We start from the raw sequence: 19099 nt of genomic DNA, 5'->3' as shown, positions 1-19099 counted from the left end.
GTGAAAGTAAGGTCGTCTGTAAAAAAAATATGCGATAAGTGTAAGATTGTCAAACGAAAAGGCGTTTTGCGGGTAATTTGTGAAAATCCCAAGCATAAACAACGTCAAGGCTAGATTTTAATATTCAGGAGGTTATAGGTGGCACGAATTTCAGGTGTTGATTTACCGAAAAACAAAAGAATGGAAGTTGCTTTAACTTATATTTACGGCATTGGGCCGACTAAATCAAGGCAAATCCTGAGCAATGCGGGAGTCAGTCCGGATACTAAAACGGACGATCTGGCCGATTCGGAAATATCTGCCATTAGAAATATAATTGATAAGGATCATAGAGTTGAAGGTGACCTGCGCAGGGAGGTGTCCATGTCTGTCAAGCGATTGATGGATATTGGCGCTTACCGTGGTTTGCGACATCGTAAGGGGCTTCCGGTAAGGGGACAGAGAACTCATACGAATGGCCGCACGAGAAAAGGTCCGCGACGGTCTATCGCAGGCAAGAAAAAGTAATTGGTTATCCTTAAACTGGAGGGAAAATGGTTAAGGCAGTCAGAAAAACTGGCAAGAAAAAAGAAAAGAAAAACATTACTGAAGGGATTGCACATATTCAATCCACTTTTAACAATACAATTGTAACAATAACTGATTTAAGCGGCAATGTAATTGCCTGGTCATCATCCGGCCTGCAGGGTTTTAAGGGCTCGCGCAAAAGTACCCCTTTTGCCGCGCAAATGGCTGCGGAAGATGTTGTGCGTAAAGCCAAGGAGCAGGGGATGCGCAAGGTGCAGGTATACATCAAAGGTCCTGGCGCCGGCAGAGAGTCGGCATTGCGATCGTTGCAGCTTGCCGGGCTTGTTATCACCATGATTCGTGATGTAACGCCTGTTCCGCATAATGGTTGCAGACCACCAAAGCGTCGCAGAGTTTAGTAATACCAGAATAATCGATTATGAATAACAAATAGAGAACAAGGGAGGCTTTTTTGGCAAGATATACGGATTCCTCATGTAGGTTGTGTCGCCGTGAAGGGTTAAAACTCTTTTTAAAAGGTGACAGGTGCTATTCGGAAAAATGCTCCTTCGAAAGAAGGGATTACGTTCCGGGAGATCATGGTCAGTTGCATAAAAAGCAACGTTCTGACTATGGCGTCCAATTGCGGGAGAAACAAAAGCTGAAAAGAATGTACGGGCTTTTAGAAAAGCAGTTCAGAGGCTATTTTGAAAAGGCCGATCAGCAAAAGGGCATTACAGGAGAAAATCTGCTTATACTTCTGGAAAGAAGAATGGACAATATGGTATTCCGCATGGGATTTGCTAATTCCAGAGTGGAGGCAAGGCAATTAATTAGTCATAGTCATTTTTTAGTTAATGGCAAACCGGTTAATATACCGTCATATTTGCTTAAAGCAGGGGATGGAGTTTGTGTTAAGGAAGGCAGCCGCAAAGTTACTAAGATACTGGGAGCAATTGAAACTGTAGCAAGACGTGGTGTGCCTCATTGGCTGGAATTGGATAAAGATAACTTCAAGGCCTCCATTAAAATACTGCCGGTGCGGGAAGATTTGACAATGCCGGTACAGGAACAGCTTGTCGTTGAGCTTTATTCGAAATAAATAAATTATTTTCATAAACCGGCTAATAAAGGATGGTTTTAATTATGCAGAGGAACTGGTCACGTTTGATTCGTCCCAAGCGTATTGAAGTTGATGACGCTACGCATACGCGTAACTATGGAGAGTTTGTAATCCAGCCATTGGAACGTGGTTTTGGTATAACATTGGGCAACGCTTTGAGAAGAATATTGCTTTCTTCTATTCAAGGCGCGGCTATTGTTTCAACGAAGATTGAAGGCGTATTGCATGAATTTTCAACTCTACCTGGAATTAAAGAAGACATAACAGATATTATTTTAAACTTAAAAGGTGTACGCTTTAAATTAGCAGGACCCACGGACACAAAAGAAGTAAACATCAATGTCGCTCGTATCGGGGCCGTTACAGCCGCAGATATTATTACCGACGGAACAATCGAGGTTTTAAACCCCGATCATCACATTGCCACAATAGCCAGTGGCTCTTTTAAGGCAAAATTGATAGTGAAAGTAGGCAAGGGATACCTGCCGGCGAAAAAGGAACTTGACCCGGAACAACCTAAAGGGACAATTAATATTGACGCTATTTTTTCACCGATTAAAAAAGTGAACTATATTGTTTCTCATGCGCGAGTCGGTCAAGTTGCCGATTACGACAAGCTTACGCTGGAAGTCTGGACTGACGGCAGTGTAAAACCTGAAGACGCTATTGCCTATTCGGCGAAAATATTGAAACAGCAATTAGACGTGTTTATTAATTTTGAGGAAATCGAGGAAGAAATTCTACCGGAGAAGGAAGACGAGCAAGAGGGTGTAAATAAAGTATTGTTACGTTCAGTAGAAGACTTGGAACTTTCTGTTCGGTCGGCTAACTGTTTGAAGAATGCCGGAATTAACACTATTGGAGAATTGGTGAAGAAGACGGAAGCAGAAATGCTCAAGACAAAGAATTTCGGACGTAAATCATTGAGCGAAATCAAAGATATTCTGAATGAATATGGTCTTAGTTTCGGGATGGATATTGAATCCGCATAGTGAAAAAGTCGGGAAAAAATAGCGGTAAAAGTTTTGTTTCAGAAATTAATAAATTAGGAAAGGAAGATATTAGCGATGCATCATGGTAAGACGGGTAGTAAGCTAGGTAGGTCTTCTAGCCATAAGGAAGCCATGCTTCGTAATATGGTAACTTCCGTTATAAAATATGAACGGATCCGTACAACAGACACGAAAGCAAAAGAATTGAAAAAAGTGGCGGAAAAGATGATCACTTTAGGTAAAAAAGGCAGTCTCCACGCGCGGCGTCAGGCTCTGGCGGTTGTGCGCGATAAAGATATGGTCGGCAAGCTTTTCGGTGAACTTACCGAACGCTATCGTAATCGTCCTGGTGGATACACGAGAATTGTTAAAGCCGGGTATCGGTTTGGTGACAACGCGCCTGTTTCCATCTTGGAATTTATTCCTGATGAAAAAAAGAAGGAAAAAGTAAAACCAAAAACCAAAGGAAAAGCAAAAGAAAAAGCAGCCTGATCATTCGGGCAATAGATAAAATAAAAGGCAGGGTTTTTACCCTGCCTTTTTTATTATTGTCTTTTTACACCAAAAAAATTACAATAACAATGTTAGTCCCGAGTTTCAGAAGCGAAGCGATCGGGATTTTGCCGGTTATATTTTACGCTATTGGAGATATTATTACTTCGGCAATTAAACATGTTAATAGTCCCATTTTACGTTTGCGTGTCGCCCGCTGGCGGGGGATTAAGGGGGTGGATATTTTTAAAGCAGTTATATATTCATAAGTTAAATCGACACTGCTTTCCACCTCCGTCCCGATTCCTCATCGGGCCACCTCCGCCAGCGGAGGATAGAGAAAGAAACGTTGTATATATTTAATTGCCGAAGTAATAACTTGCAGACATAGTATAATAAAGGAGGTTTGGTTATGGCAGAGAAGAAAATTGGCGAAGTAATGAAGTATTTCCCAAAACCTTCCGTAGCCGCTGTAAAGATTACGGTTGGAGAAATAGCCGTGGGCGACAGCATCAAGTTTTCCGGTCATACCACCGATTTTACCGATGTGATTCAATCAATGGAAGTGGACAACAAATCGGTGCCCAAAGCGGTTGCCGGAGATTTTATCGGCATCAAGGTTTCCGATCGCGTACGGCCGGGCGATGAGGTATTTAAAGTAATACCTGACTAAGCGTATCAAATTTTCACGTTCTCATGTAAAAATATTTAATTGAAATGAGCGCGCAGTGATAATGTTGCGTTTAAAATCAGTAATATTTTTTATGCTTTACATAAAATAATATCAGAGCTTAAATATAAAGGAAAATTGGTAATGGAAAGCAAAATTGCAGAGGCACTTAGGCTGAAATACCAGCCGGTGGCGCTGATGTGGTCCAATGAAAAACCTGCGGAGGCCATGCAGTTTTCCGAAGGCAAATGGGGTTGTGTGATGTGGCTGGCTGTTCATGCGGCCAAGGGTAAAACCGCTGTTGCCGGTAAGAAAACATTTGGTTGTTTCGGCGGCGGTGTGGGGTTGGGATTCGGCAACCAGTATAAAAATTTCCCCGGCGGTGAAGAAGGATTTTGTCATTTTCTTTCCACCGGAAATGCTAAACGTCAGGGTGGAATGGAGATTGCCGAAAAGATCAAGCCTTTCATGACCCAAGAAAGTTACGATAATTTTCTGCATGGAGAGCGATACATCAAAAGTCCGGAACTTGTTGAAAGATTTGTCAAGGCTCTCCCTATGACTGAGATACCTGCAACCTATGTTGTTTTTCAGCCGCTGTCCGCTGTTGATCTGTTGAAAGAGAAACCGCAGACGATAATTTTCTTTGTTAATCCCGATCAACTTTCGGCACTGACAGTTCTGGCCAATTACGGACGCGACGATAATGAAAATGTGATCATTCCCTTTGCTGCCGGCTGTCAGACAATCGGCATTTATCCTTATCGCGAAGCTGAATCAAAAAATCCCCGGGCAGTTGTCGGCCTGACCGATCTTTCCGCCCGTGTTTACGTTCGCAAGCAGTTGGGCGATCCTAATTTGATGACCTTTGCTGCGCCTTTCGCGCTCTTCGAAGAAATGGAAAAAAACGTTCCCGGCTCTTTTCTGGAACGTCATACCTGGCAGAGTTTGTTATCTGACAATAAATAATACTCCTTTCATTACAGAGTTTTACAAATTAATTGCCTGCCTAGAAAAGGTGTGCTAGTTTATTGTACCGATTCCATATTAAATTACTGTTTAATTGGCAGCGTGGTGTAAAGCATCAATTATGAGGAGGACGAAATGAGGATAAGAGTCCTTGGTTGTCACGGTTCACAGCTCCCTGATTATAATACGACAAGTTTCCTCATCGGGCAAAACGTCTTAGTCGATGCCGGAACAGTTACCACGGTTTTAAGCCTTAAAGAACAGATGAAAATTGATTACATTTTAATTACCCATGCTCATTTGGATCACGTTCGCGATCTTATGTTTCTTGCCGACAATATTTTCCATCAGGGCAAGAAAAATCAGTTAGTTATTGTCAGTACGAAAGGCATTATCGAGGCAATTCGCCGTCATCTGTTTAACAATGTTATCTGGCCTGATTTTTCCAGAATACCCGGCATAAAAGCGCCGCTGATAAAATTTCAAATTATCAAGCCCGGAAGGAAGCAAACAATAGGTGATTTCCAGATCAGTGCGATTAATGTTCATCACGTTGTGGAAACCGTCGGATACGTAATTGAAAGTAAAAACAAAACAGTAATTTTCCTCGGCGATACCGGGCCTACCGAGAAGACCTGGCAGGTGGCAAAGAAGATTAAAGACCTCAATGCGGTATTTATTGAAACTTCTTTACCGGATTCCATGAAAGCTGTCGCGAGTATAACAGGTCACCTCACGCCATCTTATTTGCAGGTGGAACTTAAAAAATTGAAAGGCAAAAAACCGGATATTTACCTCTATCACATGAAACCAAGCTATCATGAAGTTATACGTAAAGAAGTGTCGTTAATAAAAGATAGAAAAATTAACATTATTAAAGATGGTCAAATAATCCGTATTTAAACACTCTCAAAACAAATGAGTAAATTTAATTCTTCTGAATATCTTGCCGGCTTGAATGTTGATAAGATGCATTTTGGGCTTGCGGCAATTACCGGGCTGTTGTCAAGGCTGGGAAATCCACAAAAATCATATAAAACAATATTGATTGCCGGCACCAATGGCAAAGGGTCAACTGCGGCAATGACTGCTTCTATCCTGTGCCGTGCCGGTTATAAGGTTGGTCTATATACCTCTCCGCATTTGGTTGATGTTCGGGAAAGGATTGTCGTCAACGGAAAGAAAATTTCTCGAAAGGAATTTGACCGGATTGTCGGGTATGTTAAAGATAAAAAGAAACGACATGTAACATATTTTGAATTTTTAACTGCTGCAGCCCTGGTATATTTTCAGCACCGGAAAATAGATATTGCTGTTCTGGAGGTTGGTCTGGGTGGAAGGCTTGATGCTACAAATGTTTGTAATCCGTTGGTTTCAGTGATCACCAATATTGCTTTCGATCATATGGATTATCTTGGTAATACTCTGGAATCAATAACCAGTGAAAAAGCAGGGATCATAAAGCGAAAAGGCATCTGTGTTACAGCGGTAAAACAAGAAAAAGTTTTAGAAGTTTTGAAAAACGTATGCCGGCAGCGACAAGCAAAACTATACTGTCTGGGCAACGATATAAAAATCAAAAAGCAAAAAAATGGTTCTTTAAACTATAGGGGTCTGCATCGTAATCTGAAAAATTTAATAATTCCTCTGCAAGGCGATCATCAGTTATCTAATGCCGCGTTGGCGTTAGCGACGATCGAATTTATCGAGAAAAAAGGTTTTAGTGTTGATGATACGGCAATTTACGCGGGATTGAAAAATACACATTGGGAAGGAAGGCTCGAAGTTTTAAAAAAGGATCCTTTCTTTCTTCTTGATGGAGCTCATAATCCGGCAGGCATCAGCGCTTTATGCCGGTCTTTAAAAAACGATTTTTCTTATCGCCGTTTAATTCTTATCTTTGGCGCTCTTGCTGATAAGAACTATCGTCAAATGTTACAAAGAATAATTCCTCTTGCCCCGCTAATAATATTAACTCAACCAAAAACCAAACGGGCTAAGCCGGTGGATGATATTATGGAAACAGTAAAAAAAATGGGCTATCCGGCAATTGTTACTAAAAGTGTGGGAGAAGCGATTGATCGGGCGCAGATCATGGCTAAAAAGCATGATCTTATATGTGCTACAGGATCTTTTTATCTGGCCGGCGAAGTAAAACAGACATTTCCTAAAATTGCCTTATATGATAGTAAAAATCGGTAAAGAAGATACAGGTTTAATCGACAAAGGTAGAATGATGATTGCAATCGGGCATAAAAAATTCAAATCTAAAAAAAACAATAATATATTCTTTGTTGTATTCAATATATTGAAGATTGATTTAGCCGTTGCCTTCCTGATTGCGATAATGATTTTAATTTTCTGCCCCTTAGCTTCTGCTGTTGAAAATCCCAATAATGAAAATTTAGCGAAAATTAAAGCGGACGACGTGAACAAAGACCGTTTTCCGGAAGTACATCGTACTCAAGGGAAAGTGGGCTTGATTTATGACGAAGATGCGCTCGATGAAGATGATATGGAGTTGAATAATAAAAACGATATCATTCCTGTTCAGGAAGACGCAGTTGTTGAAAACAAAAAAAATGGCAATTCCGCCAGTATTGAAGCGGACAGTATGGATTACGACAACGTTCGTGATGTTTACCATGCCAGGGGTAAAGTAAGTATGTTTTATAGTGGTGCGGCTCTTTCTGCCGATGATGTAGAATTTGATAATAAAAATAATGTTGCCACCGCTCAAGGCAGCGCCTTTTTGAAAATGGGAAAGGATACCTTACAGGGCGATAAGATTGTTATTAATATAGAAAACAAAACGGGGGTTGCTTATAAGGCTAAGGCTTTTTACGCAAGAAATAATTTTCATGTGAAAGGCGATAAAATCGAGAAGACCGGCGAAAATACGTATTTTATTAAACAACCTTCGGCAACAACATGTGATGGCGAAAATCCTGATTGGCAAATTACCGGCAGCGAAATGAAGGTAACCATCGAGGGTTACGGTGTAATGAAGGACGCTCGGTTTCTCGCGAAATGTTTGCCGATATTCTATTCTCCGATTCTTCCTTTTCCCGCGAAAACCAAACGTCAGTCGGGATTCCTGCTTCCGTATCTTGCCTATTCCAGAGATAAAGACGGTATCGATATCGAGGTTCCTTATTTTTGGGCGATTTCTCCTCAGATGGATGCTACTTTTTATCAGCGCTATATCGAAAAGAGAGGATTCAAAGAAGGCGCGGAATTCAGATATTATCTGGGGGAAAAATCATTTGGAACATTTTACGGTGACTACATAGAAGATACACGCTACGTTACTGAAACAACAGATATGGCAACAAGCCGTGACTGGCAGGAAATGCACAAGCGCTGGTCTTATTATTTTAATCATCAGACAAATTTCGATTCGCAGTTTTATTTAAGAACCGATCTGAAAAAGGCATCAGATAAGTGGTATTTTAAAGATTTTTCCTCTCAAAATTACTACCTTGATAATTATGCCCAGACAGGTGAAGACAATTTTAAAAATGTTTCCTTTAAAGGCGATAAATCACTTCGTTATCTGGAATCGACTATCCGTATCTATAAAGGATGGTCTAACTTTAATTTAACAGGACTGATCAATTCCACCGACGACTTTGCAGCCGTCAATAATGATAAAACTTTACAGAAATATCCGGAGATAGTTTTGACTGGCATCAAACAGCCCTTTTTAAATACTCCCGTATATTACGAATTCGCCGGCACTTACGATTATTTCTACCGGGGTGAAGGCCAAAAGGGTCACTACGTTGGTTTATCACCAACGCTATCTGCTCCATTTAATATATCCCGCTACGTTAAAATAATTCCGCAATTTGCCCTCAAAGAAACATTTTGGAGCAGGGATGACAATCAAACCGATTCAAAAAACAAGACGGCCGATAGCACTGTTTTTAATGCGTCGGTATCTTTAAGCAGCCAGCTTTCCCGCATATTCAATGTTAATATAAATGGCTGGGAAAAAGTAAGGCATGAAATAAAACCGGAAATAATCTATTCCTATATTCCCGGCGTGAATATGGACAATGTCCCCGATTATTATGTGCCTGCTTCATCACCGTTTCCGATGCCCGGTACAAATCCCTTCACAACTGTATTCGGTAATGCTTTAACAGAGCAAAACGCTGTTGCCTGGTCGTTCACAAATACACTTACTGCAAAAATAAAGGATAATCATGGCGCATACAGTTATCTGGAATTTCTCCGGCTGAGATTATTTCAGATATACGACATACATGAAGCCAATAAAAATATGGAAGGCGTTACTCAGGAAAGAAGGCCTTTCTCCGATCTGGGGATAGAATTTGATCTTACTCCTCACAAATATTTTTCGTTCATGGCGCGCAACGTATACAATGTTTACGATGGATGGAAACAAACAAATTATGATTTAAATATCAAGGATTGGCGCGGAGATATGATGACGATCGGTTACCGTTATACTTTAGACTCTATTGAAGAAATCAATCTTTATTTAAAAGCAGTGATCACTAAGAATATTGATGGCACGTTTATTTCGAGACGTGATCTATTTAATTCCAAGACAATAGAGAATACAGTCGGGATTTTTTATCATAAACAATGCTGGGGTATGGGATTTGATTTAACCGAAACCGATGACGACGTCAGGTTTATGTTTAAAATATCGCTGGCCGGTTTGAATAATATGGGAAGTAAATAAAATTCCCGGTAGCCGGTTTTTTGCATTTTATTAATATGGCATAATAGTATGCTTTCAAATTAACATTTCTATAAAGAGATTATTAAAATCTGATTTACTATACCATTTCTAAATCAAAGATGATATTGAGGCGGCTAGGCGGAGGCGACGAGGCGTATTGTGTACATACGTTGAGGAAGCCGACGACGACGCCAACAAAAATAGCGCTTTGATTTAGAATTGGTATAAGGTATTTATGGATACTTTTATTCTAGCTGCGACCAGTTTTACCATCTCTGTTTCTCTTATGATAACCGGCAAGAAGGATAGGCTGCAGTCTTCTTTCTCCCGCTTATGCGCCGCTGCGTTTATTTCTCAGGGGGCACTTTCCGTATGGAATGTTTTTCATTTCAGTTTTTTGCAGAAAATCAGCTATCTCGGAACCTTGGCCATAGCGCCTTTAGCGCTTGGATTTTTCCGTTATCTGACCAGAACCAAGTCTTTGATTTCTTTGAGAATGTTTGTCTTATTTGCTTTGGCGAGTTTGTGCGGAGCTGTTTGCGTTTTCACTTCCTTGTCCAACGGAGTTTATTTTAATTCTGCCATAACATCATACACGCTTTTTGCTCTGGTTTTGTGTTATGCGGCCCTGTTGTGGCACACAAATAAATTGCCTTCCGGAAACGAAAGAAAACGTTTTGGATATTTACTTTTTGTATGTCCTATTGCTCTGGTTCTTGGTAATATGCATTTATTGAATTACTGGGGACTTCACTTGCCGATAGTCAAAGGCGTTGCTTCATCGGTTTTGCTTTATTTTATTTTGTTGGTTATCGCTTATCCGCAGCTTCGTGAACTGCATGATTTCTTTGCGCGGTGGCTGATAATTTTTGTCAATACTGTTACCGGAGCAGTCATTTTTTATTTCGCGGCTTTATTTTTCAACGGCACTCCGCCCACCATCATGGGTTTGTTACTGGCGGCTTTTCTAATATCTCTGTCTTTTTCGCCGATGAAAATGATTGTAAGAAAAATATTCAGTTACTTTTATCCGGATAGTAAAGATGTTTTTACCTCTCTTTATGAATTTGATGAAAAACTGGAAAGAGAAAAGGCGCTGATGCTGGCGGAAATGGCTCCTGTTGTGGCTCATGAAATTCGTAATCCGCTGGGTTCCATCAAAGGGGCGGCTCAATATCTGAAATCGGAAGCATCCACTCAAGAGCAACACGAACTCTTGAATATTATTGTCGAGGGAACTGACAGATTGAACAACGTTGTCAGTCAGATCCTTGATTATGCGCGTCCGTACAAACTCAACCTTAAATCTCAAAGTATCAACCTGGTTATTAAAAAAGTCATTTCTATTATCGCCGCGAATAAACTGGTAGAAAAAATTGCCATTGTCCAGGATTTGGATGAAAAACTTCCCGAAGTGGAAGTGGATGAACAGCAATTTATACAGGTAATTTTGAATATAGCGCTAAATGCAATTGAATCAATGCCGCAGGGCGGCACTTTGACTTTTCGTACGTCCAGTAAGGAATTGGAATCTGAAGGGATGCTAATTGTGACTATTCGAGATACAGGAATCGGAATCAATAATAAAGACATCAAAGATATTTTTAAGCCGTTTTTTACGACGAAGGAAAGGGGTACTGGATTGGGGCTGGCCATCTGCCAGAAAATTATTAAAGAACACGGCGGAAGTATCAGTGTTGAATCAATTCCTTTTCAGGGCACTGTGTTTTCCATCAGGCTTAAGGCGGTTGAACAGGATTGAAACAATCTGACTTGATTAAAATTCCAAAGCGTAATAATTAAAAATCATGGGAAAGATTTTAATAGTTGATGATGAACTGAATATGCGGCTGGTGTTATCGGCCATGCTGAAGAAGGAAGGTTTTGAGATTTCTTCCGCTTCCAACGGACGCGAAGCTCTGCAGATTCTGCAATCAAATAATATAAATGTTGTTATTACTGATTTAAAAATGCCGGATATCGACGGTATGGAATTACTGACCAGTATTTCCGAACGTAATCCGGAAATTCCCGTGATTATGATTACAGCTCACGGCACAATAGCAACCGCCGTAGAAGCTCTGAAGAAGGGCGCGTTTGATTATATTACCAAACCATTCGATATTGATGATTTAAAAAACATCATTTCCAAAGCCATTAAAACACGCGCTTTAAAAGAAAGCGAATTATCTTTGCCGCCGACTGAAATCGAACGAATAGGCATTATCGGCGTAAGCCCCAAAACCATGGAAGTTTTTGATGCGATTAAAAGGGTTGCCCAGACAACAACAACGGTTATGATTACGGGTGAAACGGGCACTGGTAAAGAATTGGTTGCCGAAGCTATTCATTGCAATTCTCCGCGCAAAAATAATCCGCTTATCAAACTCAATTGTGCTGCTATTGCCGAAACATTGATGGAAAGCGAACTTTTCGGTTATGAAAAAGGCGCCTACACCGGAGCGGCCATTACAAAGCCGGGGAAGTTTGAACTGGCCCATAAAGGGACATTGTTCCTTGATGAAGTAGCGGAGATCCCGCGCGAGATGCAGGTCAAACTACTGCGCGTTATTCAGGAACAGGAATTTGAGAGAGTCGGAGGATTGCGGACAATTAAAGTCGATGTGCGCATTATAGCCGCCACTAATCAGAATCTTTCGCGTCAGGTGCAGGCGGGAAATTTTCGGGAAGATTTGTATTATCGCCTCAATGTATTTCCTATCGATATTCCGCCGCTTAGAGCAAGAAAAGAAGACATTCTTCCACTCGTTGATTATTTTCTGGAAAAGTTCAACAAAAAACTGGAACGTTCAGTCGGAATGGAACTTGGAGTGAAGGAAATGCTCTTACGCTATGAATGGCCGGGCAATATTCGCGAACTGGAGAATCTCATCGAAAGGATGATGCTTCTGGCAAAGGATAACCGGATTACTCCCGGGGAAGTTCCCGATGAATTCAAAATATCTCTTGATAAGATTGCTGCGAAACCGACAGATGACGGCAAAAAACCGTTTAAAGAATACATACGCGGGCATGTGGAGAACGTCGAGCGGCAGATGATTATCAAATGCCTTGAGGAAGCTGGTGGTAATGTCACCAACGCGGCTAAGAAAATGGGTCTAAGCCGCAAGGGATTGCAGTTGAAGATGATTAAGTACAATCTGCGCAAATAAACAAAGTAAAGGGGCTGTTGAAAAACGCTCATCTGCTGCGTTGCGCCGCAAACCGCACCGCTCAACGTATGTTCATATACGCCTCGCGGTTCGGTTATTTGCGCGCCTTGCATCTGAACATTTTTGAACAGCCCCGAAACATGGTGGTTTTTAACAACCCCATATTCCTAAGGCCATAGGAGGATTAAACGATGAGTTATAAAATGGTGATAGTTGCTATTCTTGCTTTACTTGCCCTTATCTTTCTGGCTCAGAATATAGAAGTAGTCACTGTAAGTTTTTTATTCTGGGAAATGTCCATGTCGCGTTCGGTGTTGTTGTTCTTTTCCCTGTTAAGTGGTTTTATTATCGGATGGTTCCTGCACAGTTTTCTTTCATATAGAAAAAATAAAAATGATCTGAAGAGTATTAACCATTAGCCGTTTGTGCAAATTACTTTTCTATTCCAGATGAACGAGATAACGCAACATCCTTCGATTTCAAGATACCATGCCGTGCTTCTTATTTTCATTAACAAGCAAGGATGGACTTAATGGGGGTGGTTATATTCTCAATATAATGAATAAACTTTTCTGGCTGTTCCTGATAATCATTTCTCTTATGCCGGTTTTTGAAAGCAGGGCTGCTTTTGCGGCGTCTGTTGAAGACGATGAGGTATACAGAAGCCGTTACGAGGATACAATATTCGGGCGACGTTTTTATAATGTGGAGTTCATCAAACACCATAACGCGTGGGATATGGTAAAGTGGGGTTTAACTGGCAAACGTGAGAAATGGCCCGAGTGGGTTAATATCGAGCCGGGAGAAACTCCGCCCGAGCGGGTTGAAAAGGGTATACGATACACAGTTGTGAATCACGCCACTGTTCTTATTCAGGTCAATGGCATCAATATTCTTACCGATCCGATCTGGTCCATGCGGGCCAGTATGTTATCGTGTATTGGGCCAAAGCGGGCTGTGCCGCCGGGTATTACTTTTGACCAGCTACCACCCATTGATGTCGTGCTGATTTCCCACAACCATTATGATCACATGGATGTTCCCACATTGGAGCGCCTTGTGAAACGAGACAATCCCCTCGTGGTAACAGGTCCTGGCAATCAGCAAATTCTTCAGCGTTATGGCATAAAAAATGTTCAGGAACTGGACTGGTGGAAGGGATTTACCAGGGGCGGTATCGAATTCTGCTTCACGCCGGCCCGTCATTTTTCGCGCCGTGGTGCGACCGACTATAACCTGAGTTTGTGGGGCAGTTTTATCATAAGGACACCAAGTGGAGTTATCTGCTTTATCGGTGATTCCGGGTATGGCTCTTTTATAAAGGAGATACGCAGACGGTTCGGTCCAGTTGACCTTGCTTTTATTCCCATTGGTGCCTACGAGCCCGCGTGGATGATGGAAACAGTTCACCTTACGCCGGAACAGGCCTGGCAGGTTCATGATGAATTGGGATCCCGTCTATCCGTGGCGATTCATTTCGGCACTTTTCAACTTACCGATGAAGGCATCAACGAACCCGTAGAAAGACTTGGTAAAGTGATTATGCAAAACGGCAAAGCTTCAGGCAAATTTGTCGTGCCAACGTTCGGCAAAAGCATGGATACTATGCAGATGGACTGAAGATCTCCCCCTCATTCACTTTTCTCTGTCCGAACGTCCGGTTGGGCCGGAGAAAAATAATCACGCAACCCGTCATATATATAAAGAACCGCTTTAACGTAAACGTCGCTGTGATTGTAGGCAAAAACAGCTCTGTACTTGCTATTGTAATCGCCGATGTTCTCTCCTGAAAGATTATTCTTATAAAGGTAATTTTCCACGCTGAAGATAGTATCTTCTATGTCGAAAGGATCTACATCATCATTGATTCCATTTGAATCAATGAAAAATGTCAACAAAGAAGAAGGAATAAACTGACCCCATCCGATTGCGCCGGCATATGAACTGGTGAAGTATTGCGGTGTATGGCCGGTCTTTAGTGAAAATTTATAAAGCGCCGTTATTTCCCGAACGGCAAATCTTGTCCGGTTAGTGAAAATGTATTGCGATACTAAAGAATTGAACGCGTAGAATTTTCCGCGCTGCTGACGATCGGCGAAATTGGTTTCGATACCGATGATGGCGGCGATCAATTCCTTGTGAATTCCGTGTTTCGTCTCGGCACGGTTGAAAATCTCGATATGGTCTTCAATGAATGGCTTTCCTTTTTCTATTTTGGCATCCACGCCTATTCGCGCGAAGTACCAGGCAGCATTGCGTTTCTTGTCATGATCGGTCTGCTTTTCCGCAGATCGCTTAAAGTATTGATCTATATTCGAATGGATTTGAAAAGTTTCATTCTTAATCTGTTCATCGAACCATTCTCCAGGCACTTCGTTCACGATCAGATGATGTTTCAGTTCTTCAATTTTAACCGGTATAGCTGAATCCGGGATTTTCTTAACCTGCACGGTTTTGGACGCACAGCCCACCAAAATAAAGATCATAAAGACTATGATTAGTGAATATCTTAATTTCATTTTACCCCGTTAGAAGAGTTAATCTCTTCTAATGGGGTTTACTAGACAATGAACGATATTGTCAAATCTTTTCAATCCGGATTTCTCCCGTTTTTCCAGAATAAGGATGGTCTTGTAATCAAGCTCGGGTTAATGTATAAATTATGCAGAATATGATAACGAAAAAAGACATCATCGCGGAAGCCAAACGATTGAAATTTGCCGATATCGGTTTTACTGACGCTAAGCCTTTTGACTCTCAAAGGGAATATTTGCTGGCGCATCAGGAGGAATATGGCTGGGCGGAAGCAATCGGGTTGAGTTTGATTGCGGGAACGGATCCTAAGAATATTCTCCCACAGGCAAAATCAATAATCGTATTGCTGGAATCTTATTTCGAAGAATCTTACCCGCTGCAATTGGAGCGTCATTTCGGACGCTGTTATCTTGACGATGACCGTGTTACCAAAGATGGCTTGGCGCTTAGAATTAAAGTATTCCGGAAATTTCTTCAGGCAAATGGTATTGATTCCAAGGTGCCGTTTAACTTGCCGCATCGGTTGTCAGCCGCGCGTGCCGGATTGGGCAGTTTTGGCAAGAATTGTCTTTTCTACGCGCGGCGTGTCGCTCGAACCAGTTCGTTTGTTTTTCCCATTGCCCTTGTAATTGATCATGAATTTGTCGCGGACCAACCGGAGGTTTCTATTGGCTGTCCCGACTGGTGCCGCAATGCCTGCGTGGCGGCGTGTCCTACACACGCTCTCCAAGGAGGTGGAAAGATTGATCCCCGTCGCTGCATTTCCTTCTTAACATATTACGGTGATGGTCTTACTCCACTTGAACTCCGCGAACCTATGGGTATGAATATTTATGGATGTGATCGTTGTCAGAATGTTTGTCCTCGCAATACCCCTTGGACGGTCCAGGAAAAACCGCAAAATCCCCGTGTTTTAGCAAAAGCAGCGAATTTCGATCTTTCCTGCCTGTTGCATATGGATAAACCATACTTCGAAAAGAAAATCTGGCCTCATATGTTTTACATGTCAACCGATGATATCTGGCGCTGGAAGATGAATGTGGCTCGCGCTATGGGTAATAGCCTTAATCCGGTTTATGTCGCCGAGCTCATTTTGGCCTTTAAAGAAAATTCTGATGAGCGCGTCAGATGTATGATAGCCTGGGCTTTGGGGCGTATCGGCGACAAAGAAGCGATGGTCGGACTGGAACAATTTTCTAAGGAAAGCAAGGATAACGTAAAGGAAGAGATCAAACAAGCTATGACGTCGATTAAGAAGAAAAAAGTTTAATCTTATTCAATCGAAATATCTATTATTTCGAAATTTCTTATGCCACCGGGTGTTTGCACCGTAATTTCACTGCCAATTTTTTTACCAATGAGAGCTTTGCCGATGGGAGATGTTACAGAAATTTTGTTTTGATTGATGTCGGATTCATAGGGGCCGAGAAGTTGATATTTTATTTCTTCGCCGCTGTCGATATCTTCCATGCTTACGTAACAGCCGAAAACCACTTTTTCAGTGGTTAATCCTTTTAAATTAACAATATTGGACATTGCCAGCTGATGTTCCAACTCCTGCACCTTTCCATAAAGAAAAGACTGTCTTTCTTTAGCGGCAGTATATTCAGCGTTTTCTGAAATGTCACCATGTGCACGTGCAGTCTCAATATCGCGAACATTTTCAGGAATAGATATGTTTTTTATTGTTTCCAAATCCTTTTTCAATCTTTCAAAGCCTGCTTTTGTAATCGGTATTCTTTCCATAATAACTCCGGATTTTTTTACTATGTCCTGGCGTGATCTGTTTAAAACAACGGGCAGGATAATAACTTGGCCTTTGCTTAATAAAGAATAAGTGCTCTGTCAAGAAACATTTATTTGGCTTGAATCGTCAGATTGTGCTATTTAGGGCATAATCACGGGTATGAACCCCAAAGCATACGTTGGGATATTCATCCACATTGATGTAGTATAATTCGACTTACACTTTAAACTTCATCCCGACTTGTCGGGATTTATTTTTAGCGAGTCTCATTAAATTGGAATTTCGCAATAAAAAAGCAAAGGTTTTTAAAGATAATGCTTGATAAATTCAACAGAGAAATAAATTACCTGCGAGTTTCCATAACTGACAGGTGTAATTTACATTGCAGTTATTGCCGCCCCAAAGAGGGAATATCTTTGCAGGGGCATGACGACATTCTGCGTTATGAGGAAATAATCCGCATTGTTTCCGTTGCTGTAAAAATGGGATTGGTCAAGGTGCGGGTAACAGGAGGCGAACCATTAGTCCGCAAGGGCTTTGTTGATTTTATTGCCGAACTGAAAAAAATCGACGGTTTGCGAGACATAAGCCTGACAACAAACGGCATTCTTCTGGAAGAATTCGCCCAAAAAATTTTTGATGCCGGAATTTGCCGCATAAATATCAGCCTTGATTCTCTAAATAAAGATAAGTATTTTCATATTACTAACGGCGGAGATTTGGATGCCGTTTTGCGTGGAATTGCCCGGGCTGAAGAAGTCGGTTTTGCCCCGATAAAAATCAACACAGTCGCCATTAAAGGTTTTAATGATGATGAAGCTCTGAACTTTGCCCGACTAGCCGCAGACAAACCCTTTCAGGTTCGATTTATTGAATTAATGCCGGTTGGAAAAACAAATCTGGATTATGGTGAAGATTATATACCGACATCGCAATTAATTGATAAAATCAGACAAAGCTACAAACTGGAACAGATAAAAAACAAGAAAAATAAATCCGATGGTCCTGCCAAAATATATAAGATAAAAGGCGGACGTGGTGAAATCGGTTTTATTAATCCGGTGAGCGACCATTTTTGTTCAACCTGTAATCGTTTGCGCCTGACTTCTGATGGTAAATTGAGGGTTTGCCTTCTTAACGAAAAAGAAGTTGACTTGAAAACGGCTCTACGGGAAAATTGCAGCGATGCGGAATTGGAAAAACTTTTCTGGGATGCCGTATTACTAAAACCTAAGCAACATGATCTGATCTGCACGGAAAACAGTTTAAAGAAATGCCGGAATATGTCGGCGATTGGCGGTTGAAAACAGAAATCAAAAGAATTTATTTTATAAAAAAACAGGGTATAAATTTTCATACATAATTTAATATAGAATTCGCCGGAGACAATGGAAATGTTTTCAGATCAAAAGTCAACCCAATTATCCGATGAACAACTGAAGACACTGCGAAGAAATTATATTATTTCGCGTCAGAAAGAACTGATTCTGGATTTAGTAGCTCCGCTGGCTGGCGAAAGAATTCTTGATGTGGGCTGTGGCGCTGGGGACAATTTACAATTTTTTCAGGATAAATGGTGTTCTTTAACAGGAATTGATTCTTCCAAAGAAAAACTGGATGTTGTCCGGCAAAAATACGGCGACCATGTCGAACTGATTCTGGCTCAACCTGAAGACATTCCCTTTTCCGACAATGAATTTGACATCGTAACTTTGATTAATGTTCTGGAAATCTCTGCTAATCCGCAAAAAATAATTGAAGAAGCAATAAGAGTTTGCCGCGGTCGGGTCTTTATCGGATTTATAAATGTTTATTCTTTCGCGGGTACAAAGCAGGGATTGAAAGAAATGTTTGGGTTCCCCCTTTCGCGGGAAATGCGTTTTTTTAGTTTTCCTGAAATTAAAACTATGGTAAAAAATTGCGCCGGCGATGCTGCTATTAAATGGGGCAGTGTCGTTTATTTCCCCAATATTGTTCATTATTTTTTCGAGGGGTTGGAGGAAATTTTCCCACTCCGAAAAAATCCCTTTGGCGCTTTTGTTGGCCTGATATTTCCTGTTAAATACACTTACAGGACGGCGCAGAGCCCGATTATGGAATCATTTAAACTGGAAGCTAAAGCCAGAAACACAGCCCCTGAAGCTATTCGGGAAAAACTTAAGGCAGGCGGATAA

The 19099-nt window shown here is 41.2% G+C and carries 21 protein-coding genes; 19 read left to right on the top strand and 2 right to left on the bottom strand.

The features are described from left to right. From rpmJ to CVU62_07630, 16 genes are all read left to right on the top strand, one after another. Complete coding sequence (gene rpmJ, locus CVU62_07705; protein ID PKN37607.1) at positions 1-114, top strand: 50S ribosomal protein L36; 114 nt, start codon at positions 1-3, stop codon at positions 112-114. Positions 115-138: 24 nt separating this feature from the next. After that, positions 139-507, top strand: a complete 369-nt coding sequence (locus CVU62_07700) for a 30S ribosomal protein S13 (GenBank protein PKN37606.1) — start codon at positions 139-141, stop codon at positions 505-507. Between the two features lie 26 nt (positions 508-533). Continuing rightward, a complete protein-coding gene (locus CVU62_07695) occupies positions 534-926 on the top strand; it encodes a 30S ribosomal protein S11 (GenBank protein ID PKN37605.1) in 393 nt (130 codons plus the stop codon). A gap of 53 nt (positions 927-979) precedes the next feature. After that, the gene (locus CVU62_07690) at positions 980-1609 is read left to right on the top strand and encodes a 30S ribosomal protein S4 (protein ID PKN37604.1); all 630 of its coding nucleotides are present in this window, start codon (positions 980-982) and stop codon (positions 1607-1609) included. Positions 1610-1653: 44 nt separating this feature from the next. After that, entirely contained in the window at positions 1654-2622 is a 969-nt protein-coding gene (locus CVU62_07685; GenBank protein ID PKN37603.1) for a DNA-directed RNA polymerase subunit alpha, read from the top strand. Between the two features lie 75 nt (positions 2623-2697). Continuing rightward, positions 2698-3114: a 50S ribosomal protein L17 gene (locus CVU62_07680; GenBank protein PKN37602.1), complete on the top strand. Its 417-nt coding sequence runs from the start codon at positions 2698-2700 to the stop codon at positions 3112-3114. A 56-nt stretch (positions 3115-3170) separates the two neighbouring features. Then, positions 3171-3383: a hypothetical protein gene (locus CVU62_07675; protein ID PKN37601.1), complete on the top strand. Its 213-nt coding sequence runs from the start codon at positions 3171-3173 to the stop codon at positions 3381-3383. A 143-nt stretch (positions 3384-3526) separates the two neighbouring features. After that, positions 3527-3787 (top strand): translation elongation factor-like protein, encoded by a 261-nt coding sequence (locus CVU62_07670; GenBank protein PKN37600.1) that lies wholly within the window; start codon positions 3527-3529, stop codon positions 3785-3787. Between the two features lie 141 nt (positions 3788-3928). Next, positions 3929-4753 carry a hypothetical protein gene (locus tag CVU62_07665; protein PKN37599.1) on the top strand — a complete coding sequence of 275 codons (825 nt, stop codon included), beginning with the start codon at positions 3929-3931 and terminating at the stop codon, positions 4751-4753. A gap of 135 nt (positions 4754-4888) precedes the next feature. Beyond that, positions 4889-5656: an MBL fold metallo-hydrolase gene (locus CVU62_07660; protein PKN37598.1), complete on the top strand. Its 768-nt coding sequence runs from the start codon at positions 4889-4891 to the stop codon at positions 5654-5656. Between the two features lie 15 nt (positions 5657-5671). Next, positions 5672-6955, top strand: coding sequence for a bifunctional folylpolyglutamate synthase/dihydrofolate synthase (locus tag CVU62_07655; protein ID PKN37597.1), 1284 nt, complete (start codon positions 5672-5674; stop codon positions 6953-6955). After that, entirely contained in the window at positions 6936-9470 is a 2535-nt protein-coding gene (locus CVU62_07650; GenBank protein ID PKN37596.1) for a hypothetical protein, read from the top strand. The genes CVU62_07655 and CVU62_07650 overlap by 20 nt, the downstream gene beginning before the upstream one ends. 235 nt (positions 9471-9705) lie before the next feature. Then, a complete protein-coding gene (locus CVU62_07645) occupies positions 9706-11232 on the top strand; it encodes a hypothetical protein (GenBank protein ID PKN37595.1) in 1527 nt (508 codons plus the stop codon). Between the two features lie 46 nt (positions 11233-11278). Beyond that, positions 11279-12643, top strand: a complete 1365-nt coding sequence (locus CVU62_07640) for a DNA-binding response regulator (GenBank protein ID PKN37594.1) — start codon at positions 11279-11281, stop codon at positions 12641-12643. A gap of 191 nt (positions 12644-12834) precedes the next feature. Beyond that, positions 12835-13062, top strand: coding sequence for a DUF1049 domain-containing protein (locus CVU62_07635; protein ID PKN37593.1), 228 nt, complete (start codon positions 12835-12837; stop codon positions 13060-13062). A 139-nt stretch (positions 13063-13201) separates the two neighbouring features. Next, entirely contained in the window at positions 13202-14263 is a 1062-nt protein-coding gene (locus CVU62_07630) for a hydrolase (protein PKN37592.1), read from the top strand. Between the two features lie 11 nt (positions 14264-14274). Here CVU62_07630 and CVU62_07625 read toward each other — a convergent pair whose 3' ends face one another. After that, entirely contained in the window at positions 14275-15162 is an 888-nt protein-coding gene (locus CVU62_07625) for a hypothetical protein (GenBank protein PKN37591.1), read from the bottom strand. A gap of 152 nt (positions 15163-15314) precedes the next feature. On the opposite strand from CVU62_07625, the gene CVU62_07620 reads away from it, so the two are divergent. Beyond that, positions 15315-16448: an epoxyqueuosine reductase gene (locus tag CVU62_07620; protein ID PKN38050.1), complete on the top strand. Its 1134-nt coding sequence runs from the start codon at positions 15315-15317 to the stop codon at positions 16446-16448. Positions 16449-16450: 2 nt separating this feature from the next. On the opposite strand, the gene CVU62_07615 is transcribed toward CVU62_07620, so the two are convergent. After that, complete coding sequence (locus CVU62_07615) at positions 16451-16924, bottom strand: transcription elongation factor GreA (protein ID PKN37590.1); 474 nt, start codon at positions 16922-16924, stop codon at positions 16451-16453. Positions 16925-17239: 315 nt separating this feature from the next. On the opposite strand from CVU62_07615, the gene moaA reads away from it, so the two are divergent. Both moaA and CVU62_07605 read left to right on the top strand, forming a co-directional pair. Continuing rightward, complete coding sequence (gene moaA / locus CVU62_07610; protein PKN37589.1) at positions 17240-18229, top strand: GTP 3',8-cyclase MoaA; 990 nt, start codon at positions 17240-17242, stop codon at positions 18227-18229. An 84-nt stretch (positions 18230-18313) separates the two neighbouring features. Beyond that, a complete protein-coding gene (locus CVU62_07605; GenBank protein ID PKN37588.1) occupies positions 18314-19099 on the top strand; it encodes a hypothetical protein in 786 nt (261 codons plus the stop codon).

This window comes from Deltaproteobacteria bacterium HGW-Deltaproteobacteria-2 (assembly GCA_002840505.1).
Classification (GTDB): Bacteria; Desulfobacterota; Syntrophia; order Syntrophales; family Smithellaceae; genus Smithella.
The sequence above is the reverse complement of the archived record's forward strand: the minus strand, read 5'-3'. Positions and strand labels throughout refer to the sequence as shown.